Source organism: Pseudoflavonifractor sp. SW1122, assembly GCF_012027765.1.
Classification (GTDB): Bacteria; Bacillota; Clostridia; order Oscillospirales; family Oscillospiraceae; genus Enterenecus; species Enterenecus faecium.
Window position 1 is genome coordinate 24,048 of sequence record NZ_SJOS01000015.1, and the last position, 20,882, is coordinate 44,929.

A 20,882-nucleotide genomic window follows, 5' to 3' on the forward strand; every position below is an offset into this window, starting at 1 on the left:
GGCTGCGAATCCAAAATGCAGCTAAAAACGGTTGCTTTTAAAGTTCAAAAAGGCCGGTGTCCGAAGACACCGGCCTTTTGAATCCATATTGGGACGATTTCTTAGTACATACCGCCCATGTCGGGAGCGGGAGCAGCGGGAGCGGGAGGCTCGGGCTTGTCGGCCACCAGGGCCTCGGTGGTCAGCAGGGTGGCGGACACAGAGGCAGCGTTCTCCAGAGCGGAACGGGTCACCTTGGTGGGGTCCACGATACCGCAGGAGATCATGTCGCAGTACGCCTCCTTGTAGGCGTCGAAGCCGTAGCCCACCTGGCCAGCGGTCTTCACCTTCTCCAGCACCACGGAGCCGTCGATGCCAGCGTTGGTGGCAATCTGCTTCATGGGCTCAGCCAGAGCCTTGGCAATGATCTTCACGCCGGTCTTCTCGTCACCCTCCACGGTGTCCAGCAGGGCCTCCACGGCGCCGATGGCGTTGACGTAGGCAGTGCCGCCGCCAGCCACGATGCCTTCCTCCACGGCGGCACGGGTGGCGTTGAGGGCGTCCTCAATGCGCAGCTTCTTCTCCTTCATCTCGGTCTCGGTGGCAGCACCCACGCGGATGATGGCCACGCCGCCAGCCAGCTTGGCCAGACGCTCCTGGAGCTTCTCCTTGTCGTACTCGGAGGTGGTGTTCTCGATCATGTGACGAATCTGAGACACACGGGCGGCGATGTTCTCGGTGGCGCCAGCGCCGTCCACGATGATGGTGTTCTCCTTGGAGACCTTCACCTGACGGGCAGTGCCCAGCATGGTCAGGTTGGCTTCCTTCAGGTCCATGCCCATGTCGGTGGACACCACGGTGCCGCCGGTGAGGATGGCGATATCCTCCAGCATCTCCTTGCGGCGATCGCCGAAGCCGGGGGCCTTGATGCAGCAGACATTCAGGGTGCCGCGCAGCTTGTTGACCAGCAGGGTGGACAGGGCGTCGCCCTCCACGTCCTCGGCGATGATCAGCAGCTTCTTGCCGCTCTGCACCACCTGCTCCAGCAGGGGCAGCAGCTCCTGGATGGAGGAGATCTTCTTATCGGTGATGAGGATATAGGGGTCGTCCAGCACGGCCTCCATCTTCTCGGTGTCGGTGACCATGTAGGGGGTGATGTAGCCACGGTCCAGCTGCATGCCCTCCACAACCTCAGAGTAGGTCTCGGCGGTCTTGGACTCCTCCACGGTGATGACGCCGTCGTGGGAGACCTTCTCCATGGCCTCAGCAATCAGAGCGCCGATGGTGTCGTCGCCGGAAGAGATGGCGCCAACACGGGCGATGTCAGAGGTGCCGGAGACGGGCTTGGAGTTCTTCTTGATCTCCTCGATGGCGGCGGTGGTGGCCTTGGCAATGCCCTTCTTCATGACCATGGGGTTGGCACCGGCGGCCAGGTTCTTCAGACCCTCACGGATGATGGCCTGAGCCAGCAGGGTGGCGGTGGTGGTACCGTCGCCGGCCACGTCGTTGGTCTTGGTGGAAACTTCCTTGACGATCTGAGCGCCCATGTTCTCAAAGGGGTCGTCCAGCTCAATCTCCTTGGCAATGCTCACACCGTCGTTGGTGATGAGGGGAGTGCCAAACTTCTTATCCAGCACCACGTTGCGGCCCTTGGGACCCATGGTGATCTTCACGGTGTCAGCCAGCTGGTTGACGCCACGCTCCAGAGCGTGACGGGCTTCCTCGCCGTAGCAAATAATCTTAGCCATAATTCAATTACCTCCGTAAGAAAAACTCAATTAGTCCTCGACAATGGCCAGAATGTCATTCTGACGAACAATATTGTACTCTTCTCCATCCACCTTGACTTCGGTGCCGGAGTACTTGCTGGTGAGCACCTTGTCGCCCACCTTCACGGTCATGACGACTTCCTTGCCGTCCACCACGCCGCCGGGACCAACGGCCACAACTTCGGCCATCTCGGGCTTCTCCTTGGCGCTGGCGGTGAGAATGATGCCGCCCTTGGTGGTTTCCTGGGCCTCCATGGCCTTCAAGATCACGCGATCTGCCAGAGGTTTCAGAGTCATAATTGGTTCCTCCTTATATCAATCCAATGGTTTACGGTTTCATGAGTTAGCACTCATTTTACCCGAGTGCTAACTCTAGATAAGATAATAACCGTTTCACTCCAAAAAATCAACCCCTATTTTTGAGAAATAGAGGTTGAGTGAAAAAAATTCATGTTTTGTTCACAAGGCGACAGGGAGAGTGCTAATTCGCCTCTTCCATCCGGGGCTGATAACTGAGGCCCTGGGGGTAGAAGAAATTCACCTTCTTGTCGGATAGGCGGATGTGGTAGCGCTGCTCTCGCAGCACCTCTCCGTCCACCACCGCCACCAGGGGCTGGGGAGCGGTGATGGTGAACTCGGTGCCCTCCACCGCCGTGATCAAATCCGGGTGCTGACGATAGCGGCCCTTGGCGTACTCCCCCACCAGGCGGAAGAAGGTTCTGCGGCTGACCTTGGGTACCACCAGCATCTCCAGCTTGCCGTCATCGGGGAGGTTGTCCCCCACGGGCATGAAGCCGCCGCCGTAATAGCGGCCATTGCACACACATACAATGGCAGTCTGACCCTGGTAGGCGTACTCCCCCGCCTCCACCTGGGTCTGGCGGCTAATACCTTTAAATAAGACATTGGCCACCAGCGAGAGGATATAGGCCCCAATGCCCCGCACCAGGGGCAGACGGCGGTACTTGTGCACGTCGGCGGCAATGCGGGCATCCACTCCCGCACAGAAGATATCCACCCCCAGCTTGCCGTTGCACTCCATCAGGTCAAGGGCCACCTGAGGGCCTCGGCTGAGCTCCTCCAGTTGGGCAAACTTCTCCTTGTTCTCCGGGCCGAAGATTTTCAAAAAGTCGTTGCCCGTGCCCAGAGGCACGTTGGTCACCGCCACATGGTCAAAGCCCGCTGCCCCGTTGATGACCTCGTTTAAGGTCCCGTCCCCGCCGCAGGCGTAAATGCGCAGGGGCTCGCCCCGCTGGGCGGCGGCCCGGGCGATCTCACAGGCCTCCTCCTGGTGCTGAGTATGCACCACTTCACAGTCCAGGTCCAGCTCCTGAATCTGGTCCAGTAACTCATTTTCGTTCCCTGCTTTTCCGGCTGCGGGGTTGACGATAAATAAATGTTTCATTCCATTCTCTCTCCATCACTTCACGCCGTACTGGAACAGGTCGCACTTGAGCATGCCGTTGTACAGCTTCCGCTTCTTGTCCGCCTTTTTCCCGTAGGTGCGCTCAAACTCGGTGTGAGAGGACAGAATGGACACCTGCCAGCCGTCGGGGAACTTGTCCATGGCCCGGCCAAAGGCCCGATACAGCTCCTCGGCCTCCCGCTTCTCCATCAGCCGCTCGCCGTAGGGGGGATTGGTGACCACTCGTCCCCGCAGGCCGCCCCAGTGGAACCGGGTGGCGTCCGCCACTTCAAAGGACACCACATCGTCCACCTCGGCCAGCTGGGCGTTGTGCCGGGCCAGCTCCACCGCCTGGGGGTTGATGTCGCCGCCCCAGATCTCATAGTTTCCATCGAACTCTCCGTCCATGGCCTCGTCGGCGGCATCCAGCCACAGCCCGGAGGGCAGCTGGGTCCACTTCTGGGAGGAGAAGGAGCGGCCCAGGCCAGGGGCCCGGTTCTTGGCGATGAGGGCGGCCTCAATGGCGATGGTACCCGAGCCGCAGAAGGGGTCACAGAAGGGGTCCTTTCCCTTATAGCGGGACAGGGCCACCATAGCCGCCGCCAAGGTCTCCTTCAAGGGGGCGGCCACGCCCTGGGCCCGATAGCCCCGCTTGTACAGGCCCTCGCCGGAGGTGTCCAACATCAGGGAAGCCCGGTCCTTAAAGATGGCAAACTGGACCTGGTACAGCACCCCCGTCTCCGGCAGGGTCTCCAGCCCGTACACCTTGCCCAGCCGCTTGGCAATGGCCTTTTTCACCATGGCCTGGCAGGTGGGCACGGCGTGGAGGGCGGAGTTGATGGCATAGCCCTTCACCGGGAACTTGCCCTCCCGGGGAACAAACTCCTCCCAGGGCAGGGCGTAGGTGCCCTCAAAGAGGGCCTCAAAGTTGGGGGCCATAAACTCCCCCAGGAGAATGAGCACTCTTGCACCGGTGCGCAGGTTCAGATTCAGCCGGGGAATGTCCTTCTTGGTGCCGGTGCACAGCACCCGGCCGTTTTCCGCCCGCACGTCGGCAAGGCCCAGCTTCTTCACCTCATAGCTCACCAGGCTCTCCACCCCCAGCAGGGTGGGAATGACAAATTGCAGTTTCCCGTCCATATTCCATCCTCTCCGGGGGTCTCCCCTGTCGTCTTCAAATGGTCATAATCTTTTTTATTATACCCAATTTGACACCCCATGACAAGGATAATAATTTTTCGATATTTTCTCTAATGGTTACAAATTGTAGTGGTATCGCTGGGGTAGCTATGCTATACTACCCCCAAAGGAGGTGACCAGTATGGACACTGTTTATCAAATTGTCTGGCTGGCGCTGCTGATTATCTTCGCGGTCGCCGAAGCCGCCACCGTGGGCCTGACTTCCGTGTGGTTTGCCATCGGTTCTCTGGGTGCGCTGGTGTGTGCCCTGGCCGGAGGCAACATCTGGCTGCAACTGGGTATTTTCATTGTGCTCTCCCTGGTGTGCCTGGTGGCCCTGCGCCCCCTGGCAAAAAAATATCTGAATAACCGGGTGGAGCCCACCAACGCTGACCGGGTCATTGGGCAAGAGGCCCGGGTCACCCAGGACATTGACAACATCCAGGGCACCGGCGCCGTCACCATCGGCGGTGTCACCTGGACCGCTCGCAGTGAGCACGACACCCCCATCCCCGCCGGGGCCATGGTACGGGTGCTGCGCATAGAAGGTGTCAAAGTTATCGTAGAAGAGTAAGGAGGAAGTAATATGGATTTGATCTCTCTCATCATCCCGGTGGCCGTGATCATCATCATTCTGCTGATCATTGCCGCCAACGTCAAGGTAGTACCCCAGTCCAAGGCCATGGTTGTGGAGCGTTTGGGCGCGTTCCGTGCCGTGTGGAGCGTGGGTCTCCACTTCAAGATTCCCTTTATTGAGCGCGTGGCCAAAATGGTCTCCCTGAAAGAGCAGGTTGTGGACTTCGCCCCCCAGCCCGTCATCACCAAGGACAACGTCACCATGCAGATCGACACCGTCCTGTATTTCCAGATCACCGACCCCAAGCTGTATACCTACGGCGTGGAGCAGCCCCTGAGCGCCATTGAGAACCTCACTGCCACCACCCTGCGTAACATCATTGGCGACCTGGAGCTGGACCAGTCCCTCACCAGCCGTGACCACATCAATACCCAGATGCGCTCCATTCTGGACGAGGCCACCGACCCCTGGGGCATCAAGGTCAACCGTGTGGAGCTGAAGAACATCATGCCTCCCCGGGACATTCAGGAGTCCATGGAGAAGCAGATGCGTGCCGAGCGCGAGCGCCGGGAAGCCATTCTCCAGGCCGAGGGCCAGAAGCAATCTCAGATTCTGGTGGCTGAGGGCGAGAAGCAGTCCGCCATTCTCCGGGCTGACGCCGCCAAGCAGGCCAAGATCATGCAGGCCGAGGCCGAAAAGACCGCCCGCATCCTGGCCGCCGAGGCTGAGAGCGAGGCCATTTTGAAGGTGCAGCAGGCCACCGCCGACGCTTTGAAGCTGTTGAACGAGGCCGCTCCCAACTCCGAAGTGCTCCAGCTCAAGGCTCTGGAGGCCTTCCAGAAGGCCGCCGACGGCCGTGCCACCAAGATCATCATTCCCAGCGAAATTCAGGGACTGGCTGGCCTGTGCGCCTCTGCCAAGACGGTGTTTGATTCCGTGACTCCCAATCCCGCCGCCCCGGCTCCCACCCAGAAGGCTCCTACCCCCAAGCCCTGAGGAAGGCCAGGACTTCCCCATAAGACAACACCCACAGCAACGCTCCTGGAATCCCAGCGATTCCAGGAGCGTTTATCGTGTCGAACCAGATCGACACGATTCTCAAAAATGCCAGCATTTTTTCGAAGAGTTGCAGCCCGCTGCATGCATAATCGGGTCAAAGGACGACCCGATTCCACACTGGCGGGCTGAGAAGTGTTTTTTCCGATGCGCATGTCCCCGGAAAAAACGGATTTTGATTGATTTTCCCGCCCTCGGGCGGGAAAACTCTGCCGAGGGCTTTTTGTCGCTGCAATTTGTCGTTATCCATTTTATTTTGACGTTATCGTCACAAAATCCCATTTTCAATACATGTATAAAGGATGGTGACCCGGAATGTTGTATGACGTTGTCCCCATTCAGACCCGTTATCGAGGCATTGGGCGGTGTCTGGACGGTGCCGATTTTTACCCCAACGAATCCAAGAAAGAGTTTTCCCAGCTGCTGGACCAGTACGCGCAATCCCTGGACCAGTGGCAGAATCCCCCTTCCCAACAGGGGCTGGCCAAAATGATGGAGCTTTGCTCCCTGCTGCGGCAATTCCATTTTCCCTGTGAGGTCATCGTGTACGACTCCACCCCCTTGGAGCGGGCTTACGGCTATGGGCTGGAGTTTCTGGGGGTGGACGTGGCCCACAATCTGGAGGAGTCTCTGCTGTATGGCGAAGTGCCCAACGAAGCGGAGGAATTTCTCAACGAGCACGGTCTGTGCCCCCGCACCGAGGATGTGGCGCAGATTCTCCCGCTGCTGGACTGCGACGACGACGATAAGGACTGGGCCCCCTGCTATGTGTACACCGTCTCCATCCAGAGAAACACCGGCCCCCGGGATATTCCAGACATCTACCGGAAGCCCCTGCAAAAGGAGATCTTGCACCTGCATTTTGACAGCGTGTACCGGGACCTGTCCATGGTGTCCTATGAGTTCTCCTTTGACCACCTGTCCCACGACTTCCCCAAGGTCAACAGCCTGACCATGTACGCGTTCCTCATGTACGTCATCTCCCAGGAGGAGAGCCCGGACAAACACCTGACCATCTGCAACTACCTGACCTTCATGGAGCCCACGATTCTTGGGGCAGATGCCCTCATCCACTGGCACCTCACCCGTGCGCTGGAACTTGACCCGGGAAACCGGGATGTACTGCGTTGGATTCTCTCGGTCTATGACGGAAACCCGGACTGCCCCTTCTCCCAGGCGCAGCTGGAGGAGTACCGACAGACCTTGGAGCACAGAAAGGAGTAACCATGGACCTGCTAACTGCCTATCTCACCCATGCGGTGGAATTTCTCATTGCAGCTGTCCCTCTCATTCTAACCTTCATACTCTTAAAAGTATTTCGGCAGCCTCCCAAAGTGGCGGCCTGTTGCGTGGCCCTCTACCTCCCCGTCAGCGTATTCTTTTGGGTTCAACTCAAGGACCTATTTCTGGTTTTGTACCAGGGTGTCCCCTATCTCTCCAGTTTTCTCTGGATTTGGGCGGAACATATCTTGTGGAAACAAAAAACAAGGAGGAAATGACGTATGAACGTACGCCTACATGGAATTCTCCCTGAGGGACTGGGTCTGCACTTTATGCACCATGGAAACCGGGTGGATCTGTCCCCGGACACTCCGGTGGAAGTGGACGTGGCAGAGGGCGAGACCCTCACCCTGGTCCAAGACCCGCCCTTAACCAGCAAATGGAAGGTCTTGGCCGCCCTGGGCATTGTGATCACCGCACCATTACAGGTTGCCCTGCATTTCGGCGACACCAAATGGGATGACGTGATGCCCTACCGCCTGGGGGCTGTGCTCCGTCCCACTAAGGAAGGCTCTTGCACGGTCCAAGTCATCAAGTCGAACCAAGCCCTACATCCCCCAAAACTGGAGATCACGGGGGATGGGGTGGCTCTGGAGGAGTCCACCTGTGAGCCGGTTCCCCAAGTGCTCCATCAGGCATTCTTCATCCACATGTGCCGTGTGTTTGGAATGCTTCTGTGGGCCCTGGTCCTGTTTGGTGCACTCTTGTATGTTGCCGTAACGCATCAGATTTATGGGGCCGCAGCCATCTGCGCCGTGGTAGCCCTGGCCCTGGTTCTGGTGTGCGGGTACATCGGCATCTATAACCGGACGGTGCTGCGCCGGGATATGGAACATTTAGAACAAATTAGCGGATACCTAGGACTATAAACGTCCTAGGCATCCGCTAATTTTGTGCATATTTTACAATTAATTTGTACTAGTTATTGTTTTTATAAACAAATATGTTAAAATGGAGAAAAGCACCAAATAGAGGAAGGAGGGAGACATGGAGTGGCTCCTATGGAATCCTTTTTGGCCCAGCTATATCGTCGGGAATATCCCCTCCTGTACCGGGTTGCCTATCGCCTGACGGGCAGCCGAGACGATGCCCAAGACATGATACAAAAGACTTTCCTATTGGCCATTTCCCAGCAGGAGGATCTGGAAAGGCACCCCAACCCAGGGGGCTGGCTGGTGGTAACCTTGAACAATCTGGTGAAAAATGAGCGGCGGCGCATGTCCCATCAGGCGGAAATTCCCCTAGAGGATGTGTCCCAATTCCCCGCCCAAGAGCCGGACATCCCCTTCGGGGAGTCCCTCCCCGATGGTCTATCGCAGGAGGAACAGCAGCTTTTGAGCTGGAAATATGAGCTGGAGCTGGATCATCAAGAGATGGCCCGGCGGCTGGGCATCTCCCCGGCGGCCTGCCGGGCCCGGCTGTCCCGGCTGTTGAAAAAATGCCGGGACTTGATGGAGGCCCCGCCGGAACCCGAAAAAAAGAAATTTTCTAACCATGTCACAAAACCGTCTTCCCAATACATGAATAGGGTGAGGGCGGGGAAAGGAGGCACCCATGGCTGAATACGATGAACGCATCCGGCGTCTGCATCCCGTTCCCAACCGGAGCGAGTTGGAACAGCTCTCCCCGGAAGAGCTGGCCCAGGCCATGGAGCAGGCTCTGGACGACATGACCGAGGACACCTACGACCAGGCGGTCATCGACGCCTACCTGGATGCCTTAGATGCCAAAACTCCCATACCGGAAGCTCCCGATATGGAGGAGTCCTACGGGCAGTTCCAATCCATGCTGTCCAAGGCTCTGCCCACTGAGGAGTCCCCTAGGCGCAAGCGGCGGGGCGCTGTGTTGCGCCTAACTCTACGGGTGGCGTTGGCTGCCGCCTTTCTGTTTGGATGCCTGGTGGCAGCTCAGGCCTCGGGTGTGGATATCTTTGGCGCTGTAGCTCGATGGACAGATGAAATATTCCACTTCGAAGTCCAGGAGACCCATACGGCCTCAGATTGGTATGTTCCATACAGGGAGGAACTAGAGTCCATGGGGTTGGATACAGCATTTATGCCCACTTGGATTCCTAAAGGTTATACAATTGGAGAAGTTGAAGTAACCACCCTTTCAGATTGGGTAGAATTTTATGTTCCATTCAACAATGAAGACGGCTCTACAATTCATTATTTGATTTCCATTCATAATACTATGGAAGACATCAGTTATCGGGCATTTGAAAAGGACAATCAACTGGTGCAAGTATACCAAGTCAATGAAAAAACAGTATATTTTTTCCATAACATGGATAGTGCGAAGGCGGTATGCCACCACCAAAACGTGGTTTATTATCTCTCAGGCGACATTACAGAGGACATTGTTCTGAAGTTTTTCACTTCTATCAACTTAACCTCATAGTATTTATATTAGTCTCAAATAATGTAGAAACTCAGGTGAAAATGATGAAAAAAATATCTTTTGTCTTAGCGGCTGTACTGTCAATTTTGCTTGTCTGTCCTATTGGTGCCCAGGCTCAAACGAGATCCAGTCAGTATCTGGGCACATATGCAGCCAGCATTTCTCAAGGGGATACAAGTGGCGAAATCGTCGTTAATTTCTCCATCTTGGCTGAAAAATCCCTCCCCAAAATCGGTGCATTGAAAATTGATATCTACCGGACCAGTGGAGATCGTGCAGTCACCATCTGGGGCAGTACCTCAAACGGATTGCTTTCTCCAAAAAGTTCCATACGATATTCCTATAGCTATACATACAAAGGCATTCCAACTGTCTCTTACTACGCTGTTGTCACCGTCTGTGCGGGAACCTCCACCAGTTATGACACCAGGACCGTGAAAACATCGGTAGTACAGGCCCCCAAGTAAATACGCCACCCCACAGCAGACCGGGCTCGGAGAAGATTTCTCCGAGCCCGGTCTATTCTCTATTCACCACACAAATAAATTTTCAAAAATTTTTGCTTTGTGTGTAACATATTAGTGAAGTAAAGACATATACATTATGACAGAACAAATCCACATACCTTCGCACCTCCCGCCATTTCCTTGAAATTTTATCGGCTCCACTTACCGCATTCTCCCAAAAGAACTTTATTATAAAGGAGGGATTCCAATGGGGTTCTAAGTATCTTTCTGGCATAAATGCACTGTTCCTGTACACCCCTTTTGCAAAATATACATAACGAGAGAGGAGAACAACAATGTTGAAACGATGCTGGAAAAGAGTTACTTCGATGGTCTTGGTTCTGGCGCTTCTGATCCAGATATCTCCGCTGGTTGCTCGCGCCGAAGAAGCTTATCCCGCCAATCCAGAATGTGATCCTCAGTCAGGAATGTCCGCTCTGTATGAGTATACACCTTTTGAGGCAGGGTCAGCAGGCACCGCCTACGTAAATACCTATCTTGGCTCGCTGCATCTTCGCCGCAGCGATCTTTCCCTTGGTGGAGAAAGAATGCCTGTTACAATCGAGTTCTACTTTGATCCCGTAAATGATACCAGCAACAATCCCTACGGAGCAGGCTGGACTACCACTTATAATCAGTTGCTTTCCTATGATCAACAGACCAGCAGATATGCATACAAAAACGAAAACGGAACCTGGATCTACTTCGTTGACTCAGGAGAACGAAGCGACTCTGGCTCTGAAATTTGGGTTGAGGATGTAGAGTACGGCATTGGTGAGGTTGGCGTAGAACTTTTCCGCTCTGCCCAGACATCAGAAACAGACTATACATCCATGGACCTTGTCTCTGGTGATGTGCACTACAGCTTTGACAGCACTGGTCGTCTTACAAAGATGTCCAGCGGAGCAAACCAGATTCTTATTTCTTATGTTGATGACACAAATGCAATTGCTACCATTACAGACTCCGTCGGTCGGGTGTACACATTTAACTATTCCAGTGGTTTCCTGTCTTCCATTACCTGCAAGGATTCCACCGGCAAGGCAATTACCAACGGTACCAATTCTGTTACCATAAGCTACACCGTAACAGATAATCTGCTCACCACCGTAACCCGTGAAAACGGCGATGTTATTTCTTATCAATACGACTCAGCTCAACGTCTGCAAAGCGTATCCAATGTAGATCGGCGTGGATATACTTTTACTTATTCCGAAAACTCTCCCAAAGTTACCTGCGTAACCGCCAAAGCCGCAATGGGAACCACACAGGAGGCAACTGGTACAGAAACAGTCATTGAACACCCCACTTTGGATTCTGTAACAATTACCAGCGATACGGTTCAAGAAGAATACACATTTGATCAATGTGGACGAGCTATCCAGTGTGAAATGCTGACTGCCACATCCGAAACTACTCATGGTACGTCAGATGACGGTGCTTTTGAGTGCGTCTATGGCATGAACATGACCTATGGCTATGTCACTGATGACGATGGCACAGTATCCAATACAATTGTGGACGTGGAAGCCTATGATGCCGATGGAGTAATCGAAGATACCGATAAGAGCGGAGATGAGGCTCCCCAGGCATCTGATCCCACTAAATCTGGGTCTAATAATACCACGTACACAAAAGATGCCTACGGCAATATTCTCTCAGAAACCTATACCCAGGGGAAGCTTCAGCAGACAAACTATTACACCTATTCTGAGGATGGAAACTACCTAACCTCCCACACCGATGAAAACGGCAATACCGTTGAGTACCAGTATAACCAGGATTCTGGTTTGCTGGAGTATTTGATTGATGCCAATGGAAACAAAACCGAATATAGCTACAATGCCGTCCGTGAACTTCAGGCTGCCCATCTCGATGTTTCCAATCTGACCAACGGTTCTGGGATGAATGCCCAGTACAATTATACAAAAGGACTGTTAACAACCCTCATATATGGAGCGTATCAGTACCATTTCCAATATGACATCTGGGGAAATGTTCTATCCGTCAGAATGAACGGGAGTCTCCTGGTATCTTATGATTATGGAGATCATGCGCACACAGGACAAGTGCAAACCATGACCTACGGCAATGGGCAAAAGGTGTTCTACAACTATAACTCACTGGGGCAAGTTGTAAATGTGGGCTACACCAATCAACTCAATCGCTTCACATATACCTATGCATCTGATGGCTCCCTGACTCAAATCCAAGATAATATTATGAAAGAAATCATAAAGTATACAGACTCTGGATTTGAAATCAGGACGACTTCCAATCAACTCATCTACTCCTATACCGGAGACGAAAACGGCAACAGCACGGAAAGCTTCAACGGACTAACCTTCCATACCTCTTCTAACTCCACTAACAATACAACTACAATTACCAATGAAAAAGGAACTTCCTTAATCAAAGCTAGTCGTGCATATGACGCTCTTGACCGCTTGAGCACTAAGACTGTCATTGCAGGCTTTGTCAAGATTACCAATAGCTACAACTATCGGTCGGATAAAGACGGCAACAGCGGTAACCTTGTCGACAGCTATCATGCTGGTTACGTTGTCGGCGATACCAAACAGACCTCCCTGACCTTTAACTATACATATGATGGCAATGGCAATATCACAGGAGTCACTCAAACCGAACATTCTGGTAAAGTGTTCCCCAATCCCGATCCTCAACCCACCAAGGGTTTGGAGATCATGAGTGTCGATTCATCTGAGACTGTAACCAGCAGCTATACTAGCACCTATACTTATGACGAAGCAGGACAACTGGTAGAAGCAGTGGATGGGGAAACAAGCAAAATCTACCGTTATAAGTACGACAATTCCGGCAACATCATCCGTATGGAAGAAGTGGAACGTGACGAAGCAGGGAACGAAGTTACCACCAGCAATAAAACATTCAGCTATACCAATGGCATTCTTTCCTCTTATCGAGACGGGAATACAACCGTAACATACCGTACGGACGCAATGGGTAATCCCATCGCCATTTCTACTGGCACAGGTACCCAATCCCTAACTTGGGGAGAGGGTCGCATGCTGTTGCGTGTGAAACAAAATGCCTCTAACTACTCTCAATATACCTATAACGCTGATGGTCTGCGAATCAAAAAGGATGTCATGAAGGACGGCCAGTTGACGACCTCCAAATACGTCTGGGGTAATAACGGACTGGCTGGTATTATTACCAACAATATGTCTAGCACCACAACCGTGGTACCCCTATACGACAGCAGTGGTGAAGCCATTGGTTTCAGTGTAAAGAAAGTCGGAGGAATAATACCTCCCATCTCCACGGAGCCTGTTGTCTATACTTACGTCAAAAATCTACAGGGTGATGTCATTCGGATTCTTGACAAAACTGGTAGAACCGTTGTAAGTTACACATATGACCCCTGGGGTGTTCCAACCGTCACTGGCGACACGGAACTGGCAGCTCTCAACCCCTGCTCTTACCGTGGATATGATTACGACGAAGAAACCGGGTACTACTATCTTCAGAGTCGGTATTATGATCCCGAGATCGGAAGGTTTTTAAATTCAGATGACGCAGCTTTTTTGGAAGCAAATGGTACCATATTAGGCTACAATTTATTTTCCTACTGCTGTAATAGCCCAATCTCGATCGAAGACAAAAGCGGTCACTTTGGGACACCAATTCAATGGGCATGTGCCATTATTGGGGCATTGGTAGGTATACCTTTTGGAAAGTGGCTTGCTAATAAACTAGGATACTACTCTGGTCCAAAATATCTCGCAATTCGTGCTGGCGCAATCATCGGTGGAGCTGTCTTAGGCTGGTTTTCAGGTAAACTAATTACTAAATTAGCCGCTATGTATATAAAATCCCACCCTGAGGTTTATGTAAAAATAATTTCTCGCTATGGTTATGCCACGCTCATTCAAATAAAAAGTTTTCTTGGCTTGAATGGACCACTATCTTCATTTTTTCAAACATTATTAAGTAGACTTGAAGCTAACAGAATCAATCATATTCTCTTACCACATCACAATTGGCGTATGATTGGAGCTACACAGTGGAAAGATGTCCAAAGAGCAATCATTTATGTCCTTTGTAATGGCGCATCGAAACCTTATAAAGCCGATTCGCGTTTAATATATGCAAGATATAGAGGGCATATAATTGAAATTCAAATTAAAATTGTGAACGGAATCATAAAAATTGTAGATGGATGGGTGGTAGGACGATGATGAACCATATTGAGTGGATTCAATCAGACCCCACACTGGATACGCTGGAGTCTATAAATGATTGGGAAAATGTTTACTTGTATCTTATCAATTTAGATTACATTCACAGAACAGACACTCCCGTCTATCTCAGAGGTCTCACCTCCAATTGGTATGCGCTCTCGGAAGCAAATCTGCCTGACTCTCACTTTGAAGCTTTCTATTCGCTTTTTTTACATGGAGTACACCACGGCAGGCAAAACTTATATAATGACTATCGATTTTTAACACTACTTGGCTATATGGTCTCGGTATCTCCACATTTATTTCCGAATCCGTTGAATGCAACAGCACTACTTAAACAGGCAGAGAAATTGTCTAATCACAATCTGTTTGTACACCTGCTTTACTTAGGTAGTATAGGTTCTTCCCAAACGCTCCCCCAATACGAAGCTGTAAAATCTGAGTTTTCCCAATCCTCTTACAATTGGCTTGTGGGCAACTCCGCATTTGAGCGATATTTTCGTGAAGTGTTATCTACCTCGCTACTATAATCTTAAACGATAAAGAAAGTGGCAATCCTGTCGCAGAATAGAATCTTTCTAAAATTTCGCTGGATAAACGTTATCCCGGTTTGTCGTTTGGACAAACCGGGATAACGTTTTTATCTGCTGCATTTTAAAATCCGGGATGAAATCTGCATTTTTCAACAGCCTCAATTTCATCCTTACGTCTCTCCTCCGCAGGCTGGGTGGGCTGGGGACTGACCTCCAGGGTGGGAGTAACCTCCGGCTCCGGGGTAGGAGTGGGGCTCGGTGTTGGGGCAGGTGTGGGATCGGGCTGGGAGAGATACTCCTCCAGGCACAGCCCGCTCTCATACACCTTGGTGGCCAGCTCTACCCCCAGGTAGCGCACATGCCAGGGCTCGTACTGGTACCCGGTGATGCCCTCTTTCCCCTTGGGGTAGCGGATGATGAATCCGTACTCATGGGCGTGGGCGGCCAGCCACTTCCCCGCCGGGGTGTTGCCGTAGTTGTTGCTGATGCTGCCAATGTCAAAGGCCAATCCCGTCTGGTGCTCCGAGTGCCCCGGCCAGGCGGAATAGGTGTTGGCCGCCGCTACCCCGTCTGTGGCGGCATACTTGCGGTACAGCTTGTCCTGATAGTCAAAGGAGCGGTAACCGCTGAGCAGGGGCATGGAGAACCCGGCGTTTCTCGCCCCCGCCTGGAGGCGGCTGAGGGCGGCGCTGGCTGTGGCGTTATACCCGCCATAGCTGCGGGGCAGAGCATAGGTCTTGTTCACCAGCAGCACCCCCTTGAGGTAGGTGGGCTGCACCGTGTCATAGTAGCGGTACGCCTTGCCGCTGGGGCTGAGGGTCTGGGGCTTGGAGGTGGACGAACCCCCGGTGGAGGAGCCGCCTCCCTGGCTGCCTCCTCCTCCCAGAGAGCTGCCCCCCTGCCCGGACTGGGTGGGCTTGGGGGTGGGCGGCGTGGTGGGAGTGGCCGTCTCCTGGGGCTTCTGGGTCACCTCCGGGCTGGGGGAGAGCGAGGGACTCACCTGGGGCAGTTCCGACTCCGCTGTCCCCGGCTGGGTGTGCTCCACCCCTTGGGTAGCGGGGGCCTGGGTCCCTACCTGGTTGGCGGTGTCTCCACACCCTGCGGCCAACAGAGCCAGGGCTGCCGCCCAAGCTGCCAGAGCCACCAAACGCTTGTCTCTCATGGCCGTTCCTCGCTTTCTCTCCGCCTCCCATGGAGGCCGGATGTACAGTTACCCTCATTTTACCGAAAATTCCCCCCGGTGTAAATGGACTTTCACAAATATTTATAAAATCTCAAGGGTAGTACACCTCTTGCAGCACCAGGCCCTGGGCGGGGGCAGTTTTCCCCGCTGCGGTGCGCTCACGGGCCTCCAAAATATCCACCATGCTCTCGGGGGTGCGCTGGCCCAGCCCCACCTCCAGCAGAGTGCCGGTCAAAATCCGCACCATGTTGTACAGGAAGCCGTCCCCCTGGTACACCAGGGTCAAATCACTTCCACACACCTCGACCCCGATGTGGAAAACTTCCCGCACCGTGGACTTTTTGAAGCGGCGATTTCCACAAAAGGAGCGGAAGTCGTGCTTCCCGGTGAGGTACCCGGCGGCCCGCTCCATGGCAGCCAGGTCCAAAGGCTCCTCCACCCGGTACTGGTATTTCCGGGCGAACACGTTGGGGACACTGCCCATGCGGATGTGGTAGCGGTACTCCTTGCCGGTGGCAGACAGGCGGGCATGGAACCGCTCTCCCACTTCCACCACTTCCACCACCGCCACATCCTCGGGGAGATAGCGGTTGAGGTAGTTCTGTACCTCCTGGGGGGTGTAGCCCTCTGGCAGATGAACGCTGGCCACCTGGCCACGGGCGTGGACCCCGGCGTCGGTGCGGCCCGCTCCCTGAATTTCCACAGGCTTCCCCACCATACGGGACAACACACCCTCCAGGCGGCCCTGGAGGGTGTTGTCGGTGTTGCCCTGACGCTGCCAGCCGTCGTACCGTGTGCCGTCGTACTGTATCGTCAGTTTGAAATTCATTTCTTACTTCTTGGCCTTGGTGTTCACCACGTCGGTGAGCAGGGCGGCGAACTCGTCGAAGGACATGGCACCCAGGTCGCCGTCGGCGCGGTGACGGGGGGAGACGGTGCCGTTCTCCATATCCCGGTCGCCCACCACCAGCATGTAGGGGACCTTCTCCAGCTGGGCCTCCCGGATCTTCTTGCCGATCTTCTCGTTGCGGTGGTCCACTTCCACCCGGAAGCCCATGTTGTCCAGCTTGGAAGCCACCTGGTCGGCGTACTCGGCGGCCCGGTCGGTGACGGGCAGCACCTTCACCTGCACCGGGGACAGCCAGGTGGGGAAAGCACCGGCAAAGTGCTCGGTGATGACGCCGATGAACCGCTCGATGGAGCCCAGCACCACCCGGTGGATCATGACGGGGCGGTGCTTCTCGCCGTCCTCGCCCACGTACTCCAGCTCGAAGCGCTCAGGCAGCTGCATGTCCAGCTGGATGGTGCCGCACTGCCAGGTACGGCCCAGGGAGTCGGCCAGATGGAAGTCCAGCTTGGGGCCGTAGAAGGCGCCGTCGCCCTCGTTGATGACGTAGTCCTTGCCCAGCTCCTCCACAGCGGCCTTCAGGGTCTCGGTGGCGAAGTCCCAGTCCTTCTCGTCGCCCATGTGGTCCTCGGGCATGGTGGACACCTCGATCTGATAGCTCAGGCCGAACACGGAGTACACCTCATCGAACAGGCGCACCACGTTTTTGATCTCGTCCTTCATCTGGTCCCAGGTCATAAAGATGTGGGCGTCGTCCTGGGTGAAGCAGCGCACCCGGAACAGGCCGTGGAGGGCGCCGGACAGCTCGTGGCGGTGCACCAGGCCCAGCTCACCCACACGCAGGGGCAGGTCCCGGTAGGAGTGGGGCTGGCTGGAGTACACCAGCATGCCGCCGGGGCAGTTCATGGGCTTGATGGCAAAGTCGGTGCCGTCGATGACGGTGGTGTACATGTTGTCCTTGTAGTGGTCCCAGTGGCCGGACCGCTCCCACAGCTGACGGTTGAGCATCATGGGGGTGGAGATCTCCACATAGCCGTAGCGCTTGTGCACCTGACGCCAGTAGTCAATCAGGGTGTTGCGCAGCACCATGCCCTTGGGCAGGAAGAAGGGGAAGCCGGGGCCCTCGTCCCGGAGCATAAACAGGCCCAGCTCACGGCCCAGCTTCCGGTGGTCCCGCTTCTTGGCCTCCTCGATCTTGGCCAGGTACTCATCCAGTTCGTCCTTCTTGGGGAAGGCCACGCCGTAGATACGCTGGAGGGTCTGGCGGTTGGAGTCGCCACGCCAGTAGGCGGCGTTACAGGCGGTAAGCTTGATGGCGTTGCCCTTGATGCGGCCGGTGGAGTCCAGGTGGGGACCGGCGCACAGGTCGGTAAACTCGCCCTGACGGTAGAAGGAGATGACGGCGTCCTCGGGGAGATCGTTGATGAGCTCCACCTTGTAGGGCTCGCCCTTCTCCTCCATGAGAGCCAGAGCCTCAGCCCGGGGCAGCTCAAACCGCTCCAGCTTCAGCTTCTCCTTGCAGATCTTGCGCATCTCCGCCTCCAGCTCAGCCAGCTGGGTCTCGGAGAAGGGCTCGGGGGTGTCAAAGTCGTAGTAGAAGCCGTTCTCAATGGCGGGACCGATGGCCAGCTTCACCTCGGGGTGCAGCCGCTTCATGGCCTGGGCCAGCACATGGGAACAGGTGTGCCAATAGGTCTTGCGGTACTCGGGATTTTCAAAGGTGTACAGATTCTTTTCTTCGCTCATGGTATTGCCCTCCTATCAGATTGTTTCGGGGCGAAGGTATGCAAAAGCCTCACCCCTGAGAATGGTTCAGGGGTGAGGTATGTAGCTACGCTGCACCTGTTCGCGACGCACGGCTTCCCTCCGACTCGGGCAAAAAACAGATTTGCCAGCAAATCTTATTTTTCGCCCTCGCTCCGGTCCATCCGTGCTGCTCACGACGGTTCCACGCACTTATACTCCACGGTTCCACCCTGCTTGCAAAGCGAAGTGCGTAGCACCCGAAAGCAGGGCAACAGCGACACACGCAGACCGAAAAACAGGCCGGGCGTAGCCCGGCGGCATGTTCGGCGGAGTGTGGAGCAGTTGGCCGTTGCGAAGGGTGCGAGCATGACACCAAAAGTGCGCCAGTGCCTGCACATAACGTCTTGCCGCTTGTGTCCTCTGTAACGGGAGGGTCCCGTCCCGGTCATGTCCCGGGCAGCTCGGGAGTGGTACCGCCGAAGGCAATTGCAGGATGCTTGCACCAAACACATCCCTCTCTGGGCAGCTGCTGATTTCGGCTCTTCTCCGTCCACGCCATTTTGATGGGGACACTATATCACCTGGGAGTCAAAATGTCAAGGGGAGTTGAAAGGCATTGCCAGACCAAGAGCCTCCCTTGTGTAAAGGGAGGTGGGCCGACGCAAGTCGGCTCGGAGGGATTGTCGGGACCAAGGTACAGACAACCCCTTGCACAGGGGAGCCTTTTTCATTCTTCCTTCCCCACTCTCTTATAGAGAATAGGCTCATCATACCCGAAGGTCCGCTTGCCATTGACCTCCATGCTCTCGGTGACCTCCAGCACCTCCGGGGAGAAGCGCTCAAAGAGGGTGAACTTCAGCACCGGGGAGAACATACTCACGCTGCCCCCCTCCCACACGCCGTCCACCTTGCGGTAGAGGGCCGGGGTAAACTTCTCAGACACCTTCAGCTGGTTGTAGTCCACCTCTCCCAGCTGGTCATAGGTGAAGGTGTTCTTATCGTAGCCCTGGGGAATCTCGTAGGAGGTCAGCTTCACATCCTCTCCCTCCTGGGTAAAGAGGAACAGGTGCGGCGCGGCGTGGGTGCTGCCGTTTCCGGTGTAGTAGCTCTCCTCCACCACGAAGAGCCCTTCAAAGTCGGCGGGCAGGTTGGTGATTTTCTCGTTGCACACAGTGTTCACGTGGCGGGCATAGGGGAAATTCTCCCCCGCCTTCTCTTTTTCCTCAAACTGGGCCTTGTTGTCAAAGTGGCCGGTGAGCAGGGCCACCAGTTCGTTTAGTTGCTCCATGATGATGCTTCCTTTCCCATTCGTTTTTTCCAGTATACCCTGCTTTGGTGGTACAAAGGTGAATATTCTGTGAAAAAATCACCCAATCCCCGGGATTTCTCCCAGAGATTGGGTGATGTTTCATCATTCTGGTTTCTGGATGCCAAAGAAGCGGCACCCGTTTGCACAGGTGGCCTCCACCACCTCCGCCACGGTCAGGTTTTTCACCAGGGCAATAGTCTCCGCCACCCGGTAGACGTGGCGGGAGTCGTTGCGGCGGCCCCTAAAGGGCTCAGGAGAGAGATAGGGAGAATCCGTCTCAATCATGATCCGGTCCAGAGGCAGCCACTCCAGCACCTCCAACGCCTTGCGGGCATTTTTGTAGGTGACCACTCCGGTGAAGGAGAGCATCCATCCCATTTTCACCAGGGTTTTGGCGTCCTCCAGGCTGCCGGAGTAGCAGTGGTACACGCCCGTAATATTGGGGTGGGCCTGCACCGCCTCCAGGCAGTCCCCGTGGGCCTCCCGGTCGTGGACGATGATGGGAAGATTCAGCTTCTCCGCCAGGTCCATCTGGGCGTGGAACACGTGCTTTTGCAGCTCCCGGGGCGGGTTGTCCTTCCAGTAGTAGTCCAGGCCGATCTCGCCGATGGCCCGCACCTTCTGGTGCTCCCGAGCCAGCTGTTCCAGTTCGGTAAGCCAGCTGTCCTGCCAATCCCCGCAGTCCCCGGGGTGGACACCCACAGCGGCGTACACGTAGGGGAAGGTCTCAGAGAGCTCCACGGCGGTGCGGGAGGTGGCCAAGTCACAGCCGGGGTTCACCACCAGCCCTACCCCGGCCTGGGGCAGGGCGGCGAGAACTTCCATGCGGTCGTCCTTGAACTGGTTGGAGTCGTAGTGGGCGTGGGTGTCAAAGAGCATGGTAGAC

General features: G+C 54.9%; 18 protein-coding genes. 9 read left to right on the top strand and 9 right to left on the bottom strand.

What is annotated here, in order from left to right; all coding sequences use genetic code 11:
* Positions 1 to 101: 101 nt before the first annotated feature.
* The 4 genes from groL to E0L15_RS05415 form a co-directional block, all read right to left on the bottom strand.
* The gene (gene groL / locus E0L15_RS05400) at positions 102 to 1,727 is read right to left on the bottom strand and encodes a chaperonin GroEL (protein ID WP_168124818.1); all 1,626 of its coding nucleotides are present in this window, start codon (positions 1,725 to 1,727) and stop codon (positions 102 to 104) included.
* A gap of 30 nt (positions 1,728 to 1,757) precedes the next feature.
* The gene (locus E0L15_RS05405; protein WP_087232017.1) at positions 1,758 to 2,045 is read right to left on the bottom strand and encodes a co-chaperone GroES; all 288 of its coding nucleotides are present in this window, start codon (positions 2,043 to 2,045) and stop codon (positions 1,758 to 1,760) included.
* Between the two features lie 184 nt (positions 2,046 to 2,229).
* Positions 2,230 to 3,153 (bottom strand): diacylglycerol kinase family protein, encoded by a 924-nt coding sequence (locus E0L15_RS05410; protein ID WP_168124819.1) that lies wholly within the window; start codon positions 3,151 to 3,153, stop codon positions 2,230 to 2,232.
* Positions 3,154 to 3,168: 15 nt separating this feature from the next.
* Entirely contained in the window at positions 3,169 to 4,293 is a 1,125-nt protein-coding gene (locus E0L15_RS05415; protein WP_168124820.1) for a class I SAM-dependent RNA methyltransferase, read from the bottom strand.
* Positions 4,294 to 4,474: 181 nt separating this feature from the next.
* Between E0L15_RS05415 and E0L15_RS05420 the strand changes: the two genes are divergently transcribed.
* From E0L15_RS05420 to E0L15_RS05460, 9 genes are all read left to right on the top strand, one after another.
* Positions 4,475 to 4,906, top strand: a complete 432-nt coding sequence (locus tag E0L15_RS05420; RefSeq protein WP_168124821.1) for an NfeD family protein — start codon at positions 4,475 to 4,477, stop codon at positions 4,904 to 4,906.
* Positions 4,907 to 4,918: 12 nt separating this feature from the next.
* Entirely contained in the window at positions 4,919 to 5,905 is a 987-nt protein-coding gene (locus tag E0L15_RS05425; RefSeq protein ID WP_087232028.1) for an SPFH domain-containing protein, read from the top strand.
* A 375-nt stretch (positions 5,906 to 6,280) separates the two neighbouring features.
* Complete coding sequence (locus E0L15_RS05430) at positions 6,281 to 7,189, top strand: hypothetical protein (RefSeq protein WP_168124822.1); 909 nt, start codon at positions 6,281 to 6,283, stop codon at positions 7,187 to 7,189.
* A gap of 278 nt (positions 7,190 to 7,467) precedes the next feature.
* The gene (locus E0L15_RS05435) at positions 7,468 to 8,115 is read left to right on the top strand and encodes a hypothetical protein (RefSeq protein ID WP_168124823.1); all 648 of its coding nucleotides are present in this window, start codon (positions 7,468 to 7,470) and stop codon (positions 8,113 to 8,115) included.
* Between the two features lie 132 nt (positions 8,116 to 8,247).
* Entirely contained in the window at positions 8,248 to 8,808 is a 561-nt protein-coding gene (locus E0L15_RS05440; protein WP_168124824.1) for a sigma-70 family RNA polymerase sigma factor, read from the top strand.
* A complete protein-coding gene (locus E0L15_RS05445) occupies positions 8,801 to 9,646 on the top strand; it encodes a DUF4367 domain-containing protein (RefSeq protein ID WP_168124825.1) in 846 nt (281 codons plus the stop codon). Before E0L15_RS05440 ends, E0L15_RS05445 begins: the two co-directional genes overlap by 8 nt.
* Positions 9,647 to 9,681: 35 nt before the next feature.
* Positions 9,682 to 10,113, top strand: coding sequence for a hypothetical protein (locus E0L15_RS05450; RefSeq protein WP_168124826.1), 432 nt, complete (start codon positions 9,682 to 9,684; stop codon positions 10,111 to 10,113).
* 335 nt (positions 10,114 to 10,448) lie between these two features.
* A complete protein-coding gene (locus tag E0L15_RS05455; protein ID WP_168124827.1) occupies positions 10,449 to 14,375 on the top strand; it encodes an RHS repeat-associated core domain-containing protein in 3,927 nt (1,308 codons plus the stop codon).
* Positions 14,372 to 14,908 (top strand): hypothetical protein, encoded by a 537-nt coding sequence (locus E0L15_RS05460; protein ID WP_168124828.1) that lies wholly within the window; start codon positions 14,372 to 14,374, stop codon positions 14,906 to 14,908. The genes E0L15_RS05455 and E0L15_RS05460 overlap by 4 nt, the downstream gene beginning before the upstream one ends.
* 124 nt (positions 14,909 to 15,032) lie before the next feature.
* Here E0L15_RS05460 and E0L15_RS12540 read toward each other — a convergent pair whose 3' ends face one another.
* The 5 genes from E0L15_RS12540 to E0L15_RS05485 form a co-directional block, all read right to left on the bottom strand.
* The gene (locus E0L15_RS12540) at positions 15,033 to 16,073 is read right to left on the bottom strand and encodes a M15 family metallopeptidase (RefSeq protein ID WP_168124829.1); all 1,041 of its coding nucleotides are present in this window, start codon (positions 16,071 to 16,073) and stop codon (positions 15,033 to 15,035) included.
* Positions 16,074 to 16,185: 112 nt separating this feature from the next.
* Positions 16,186 to 16,923: a tRNA pseudouridine(38-40) synthase TruA gene (truA, locus tag E0L15_RS05470; protein ID WP_168124830.1), complete on the bottom strand. Its 738-nt coding sequence runs from the start codon at positions 16,921 to 16,923 to the stop codon at positions 16,186 to 16,188.
* Between the two features lie 3 nt (positions 16,924 to 16,926).
* Positions 16,927 to 18,687 (bottom strand): threonine--tRNA ligase, encoded by a 1,761-nt coding sequence (gene thrS, locus E0L15_RS05475; protein ID WP_168124831.1) that lies wholly within the window; start codon positions 18,685 to 18,687, stop codon positions 16,927 to 16,929.
* A gap of 727 nt (positions 18,688 to 19,414) precedes the next feature.
* Entirely contained in the window at positions 19,415 to 19,975 is a 561-nt protein-coding gene (locus E0L15_RS05480) for a hypothetical protein (RefSeq protein WP_168124832.1), read from the bottom strand.
* A gap of 123 nt (positions 19,976 to 20,098) precedes the next feature.
* Positions 20,099 to 20,875 carry a TatD family hydrolase gene (locus E0L15_RS05485; RefSeq protein WP_168124833.1) on the bottom strand — a complete coding sequence of 259 codons (777 nt, stop codon included), beginning with the start codon at positions 20,873 to 20,875 and terminating at the stop codon, positions 20,099 to 20,101.
* Positions 20,876 to 20,882: the final 7 nt, after the last annotated feature.

What these genes read in the sequence shown, in the direction of transcription:
- E0L15_RS05415 (WP_168124820.1), bottom strand. Translation starts at nt 4,293, where the DNA reads ATGGACGGGAAACTGCAATTTGTCATTCCCACCCTGCTGGGGGTGGAG.
- E0L15_RS05435 (WP_168124823.1), top strand. Translation starts at nt 7,468, where the DNA reads ATGAACGTACGCCTACATGGAATTCTCCCTGAGGGACTGGGTCTGCAC.
- E0L15_RS05405 (WP_087232017.1), bottom strand. Translation starts at nt 2,045, where the DNA reads ATGACTCTGAAACCTCTGGCAGATCGCGTGATCTTGAAGGCCATGGAG.
- groL (WP_168124818.1), bottom strand. Translation starts at nt 1,727, where the DNA reads ATGGCTAAGATTATTTGCTACGGCGAGGAAGCCCGTCACGCTCTGGAG.
- E0L15_RS12540 (WP_168124829.1), bottom strand. Translation starts at nt 16,073, where the DNA reads ATGAGAGACAAGCGTTTGGTGGCTCTGGCAGCTTGGGCGGCAGCCCTG.
- E0L15_RS05420 (WP_168124821.1), top strand. Translation starts at nt 4,475, where the DNA reads ATGGACACTGTTTATCAAATTGTCTGGCTGGCGCTGCTGATTATCTTC.
- E0L15_RS05485 (WP_168124833.1), bottom strand. Translation starts at nt 20,875, where the DNA reads ATGCTCTTTGACACCCACGCCCACTACGACTCCAACCAGTTCAAGGAC.
- E0L15_RS05425 (WP_087232028.1), top strand. Translation starts at nt 4,919, where the DNA reads ATGGATTTGATCTCTCTCATCATCCCGGTGGCCGTGATCATCATCATT.
- thrS (WP_168124831.1), bottom strand. Translation starts at nt 18,687, where the DNA reads ATGAGCGAAGAAAAGAATCTGTACACCTTTGAAAATCCCGAGTACCGC.
- E0L15_RS05455 (WP_168124827.1), top strand. Translation starts at nt 10,449, where the DNA reads ATGTTGAAACGATGCTGGAAAAGAGTTACTTCGATGGTCTTGGTTCTG.
- E0L15_RS05430 (WP_168124822.1), top strand. Translation starts at nt 6,281, where the DNA reads ATGTTGTATGACGTTGTCCCCATTCAGACCCGTTATCGAGGCATTGGG.
- E0L15_RS05460 (WP_168124828.1), top strand. Translation starts at nt 14,372, where the DNA reads ATGATGAACCATATTGAGTGGATTCAATCAGACCCCACACTGGATACG.
- E0L15_RS05410 (WP_168124819.1), bottom strand. Translation starts at nt 3,153, where the DNA reads ATGAAACATTTATTTATCGTCAACCCCGCAGCCGGAAAAGCAGGGAAC.
- E0L15_RS05440 (WP_168124824.1), top strand. Translation starts at nt 8,248, where the DNA reads ATGGAATCCTTTTTGGCCCAGCTATATCGTCGGGAATATCCCCTCCTG.
- truA (WP_168124830.1), bottom strand. Translation starts at nt 16,923, where the DNA reads ATGAATTTCAAACTGACGATACAGTACGACGGCACACGGTACGACGGC.
- E0L15_RS05480 (WP_168124832.1), bottom strand. Translation starts at nt 19,975, where the DNA reads ATGGAGCAACTAAACGAACTGGTGGCCCTGCTCACCGGCCACTTTGAC.
- E0L15_RS05445 (WP_168124825.1), top strand. Translation starts at nt 8,801, where the DNA reads ATGGCTGAATACGATGAACGCATCCGGCGTCTGCATCCCGTTCCCAAC.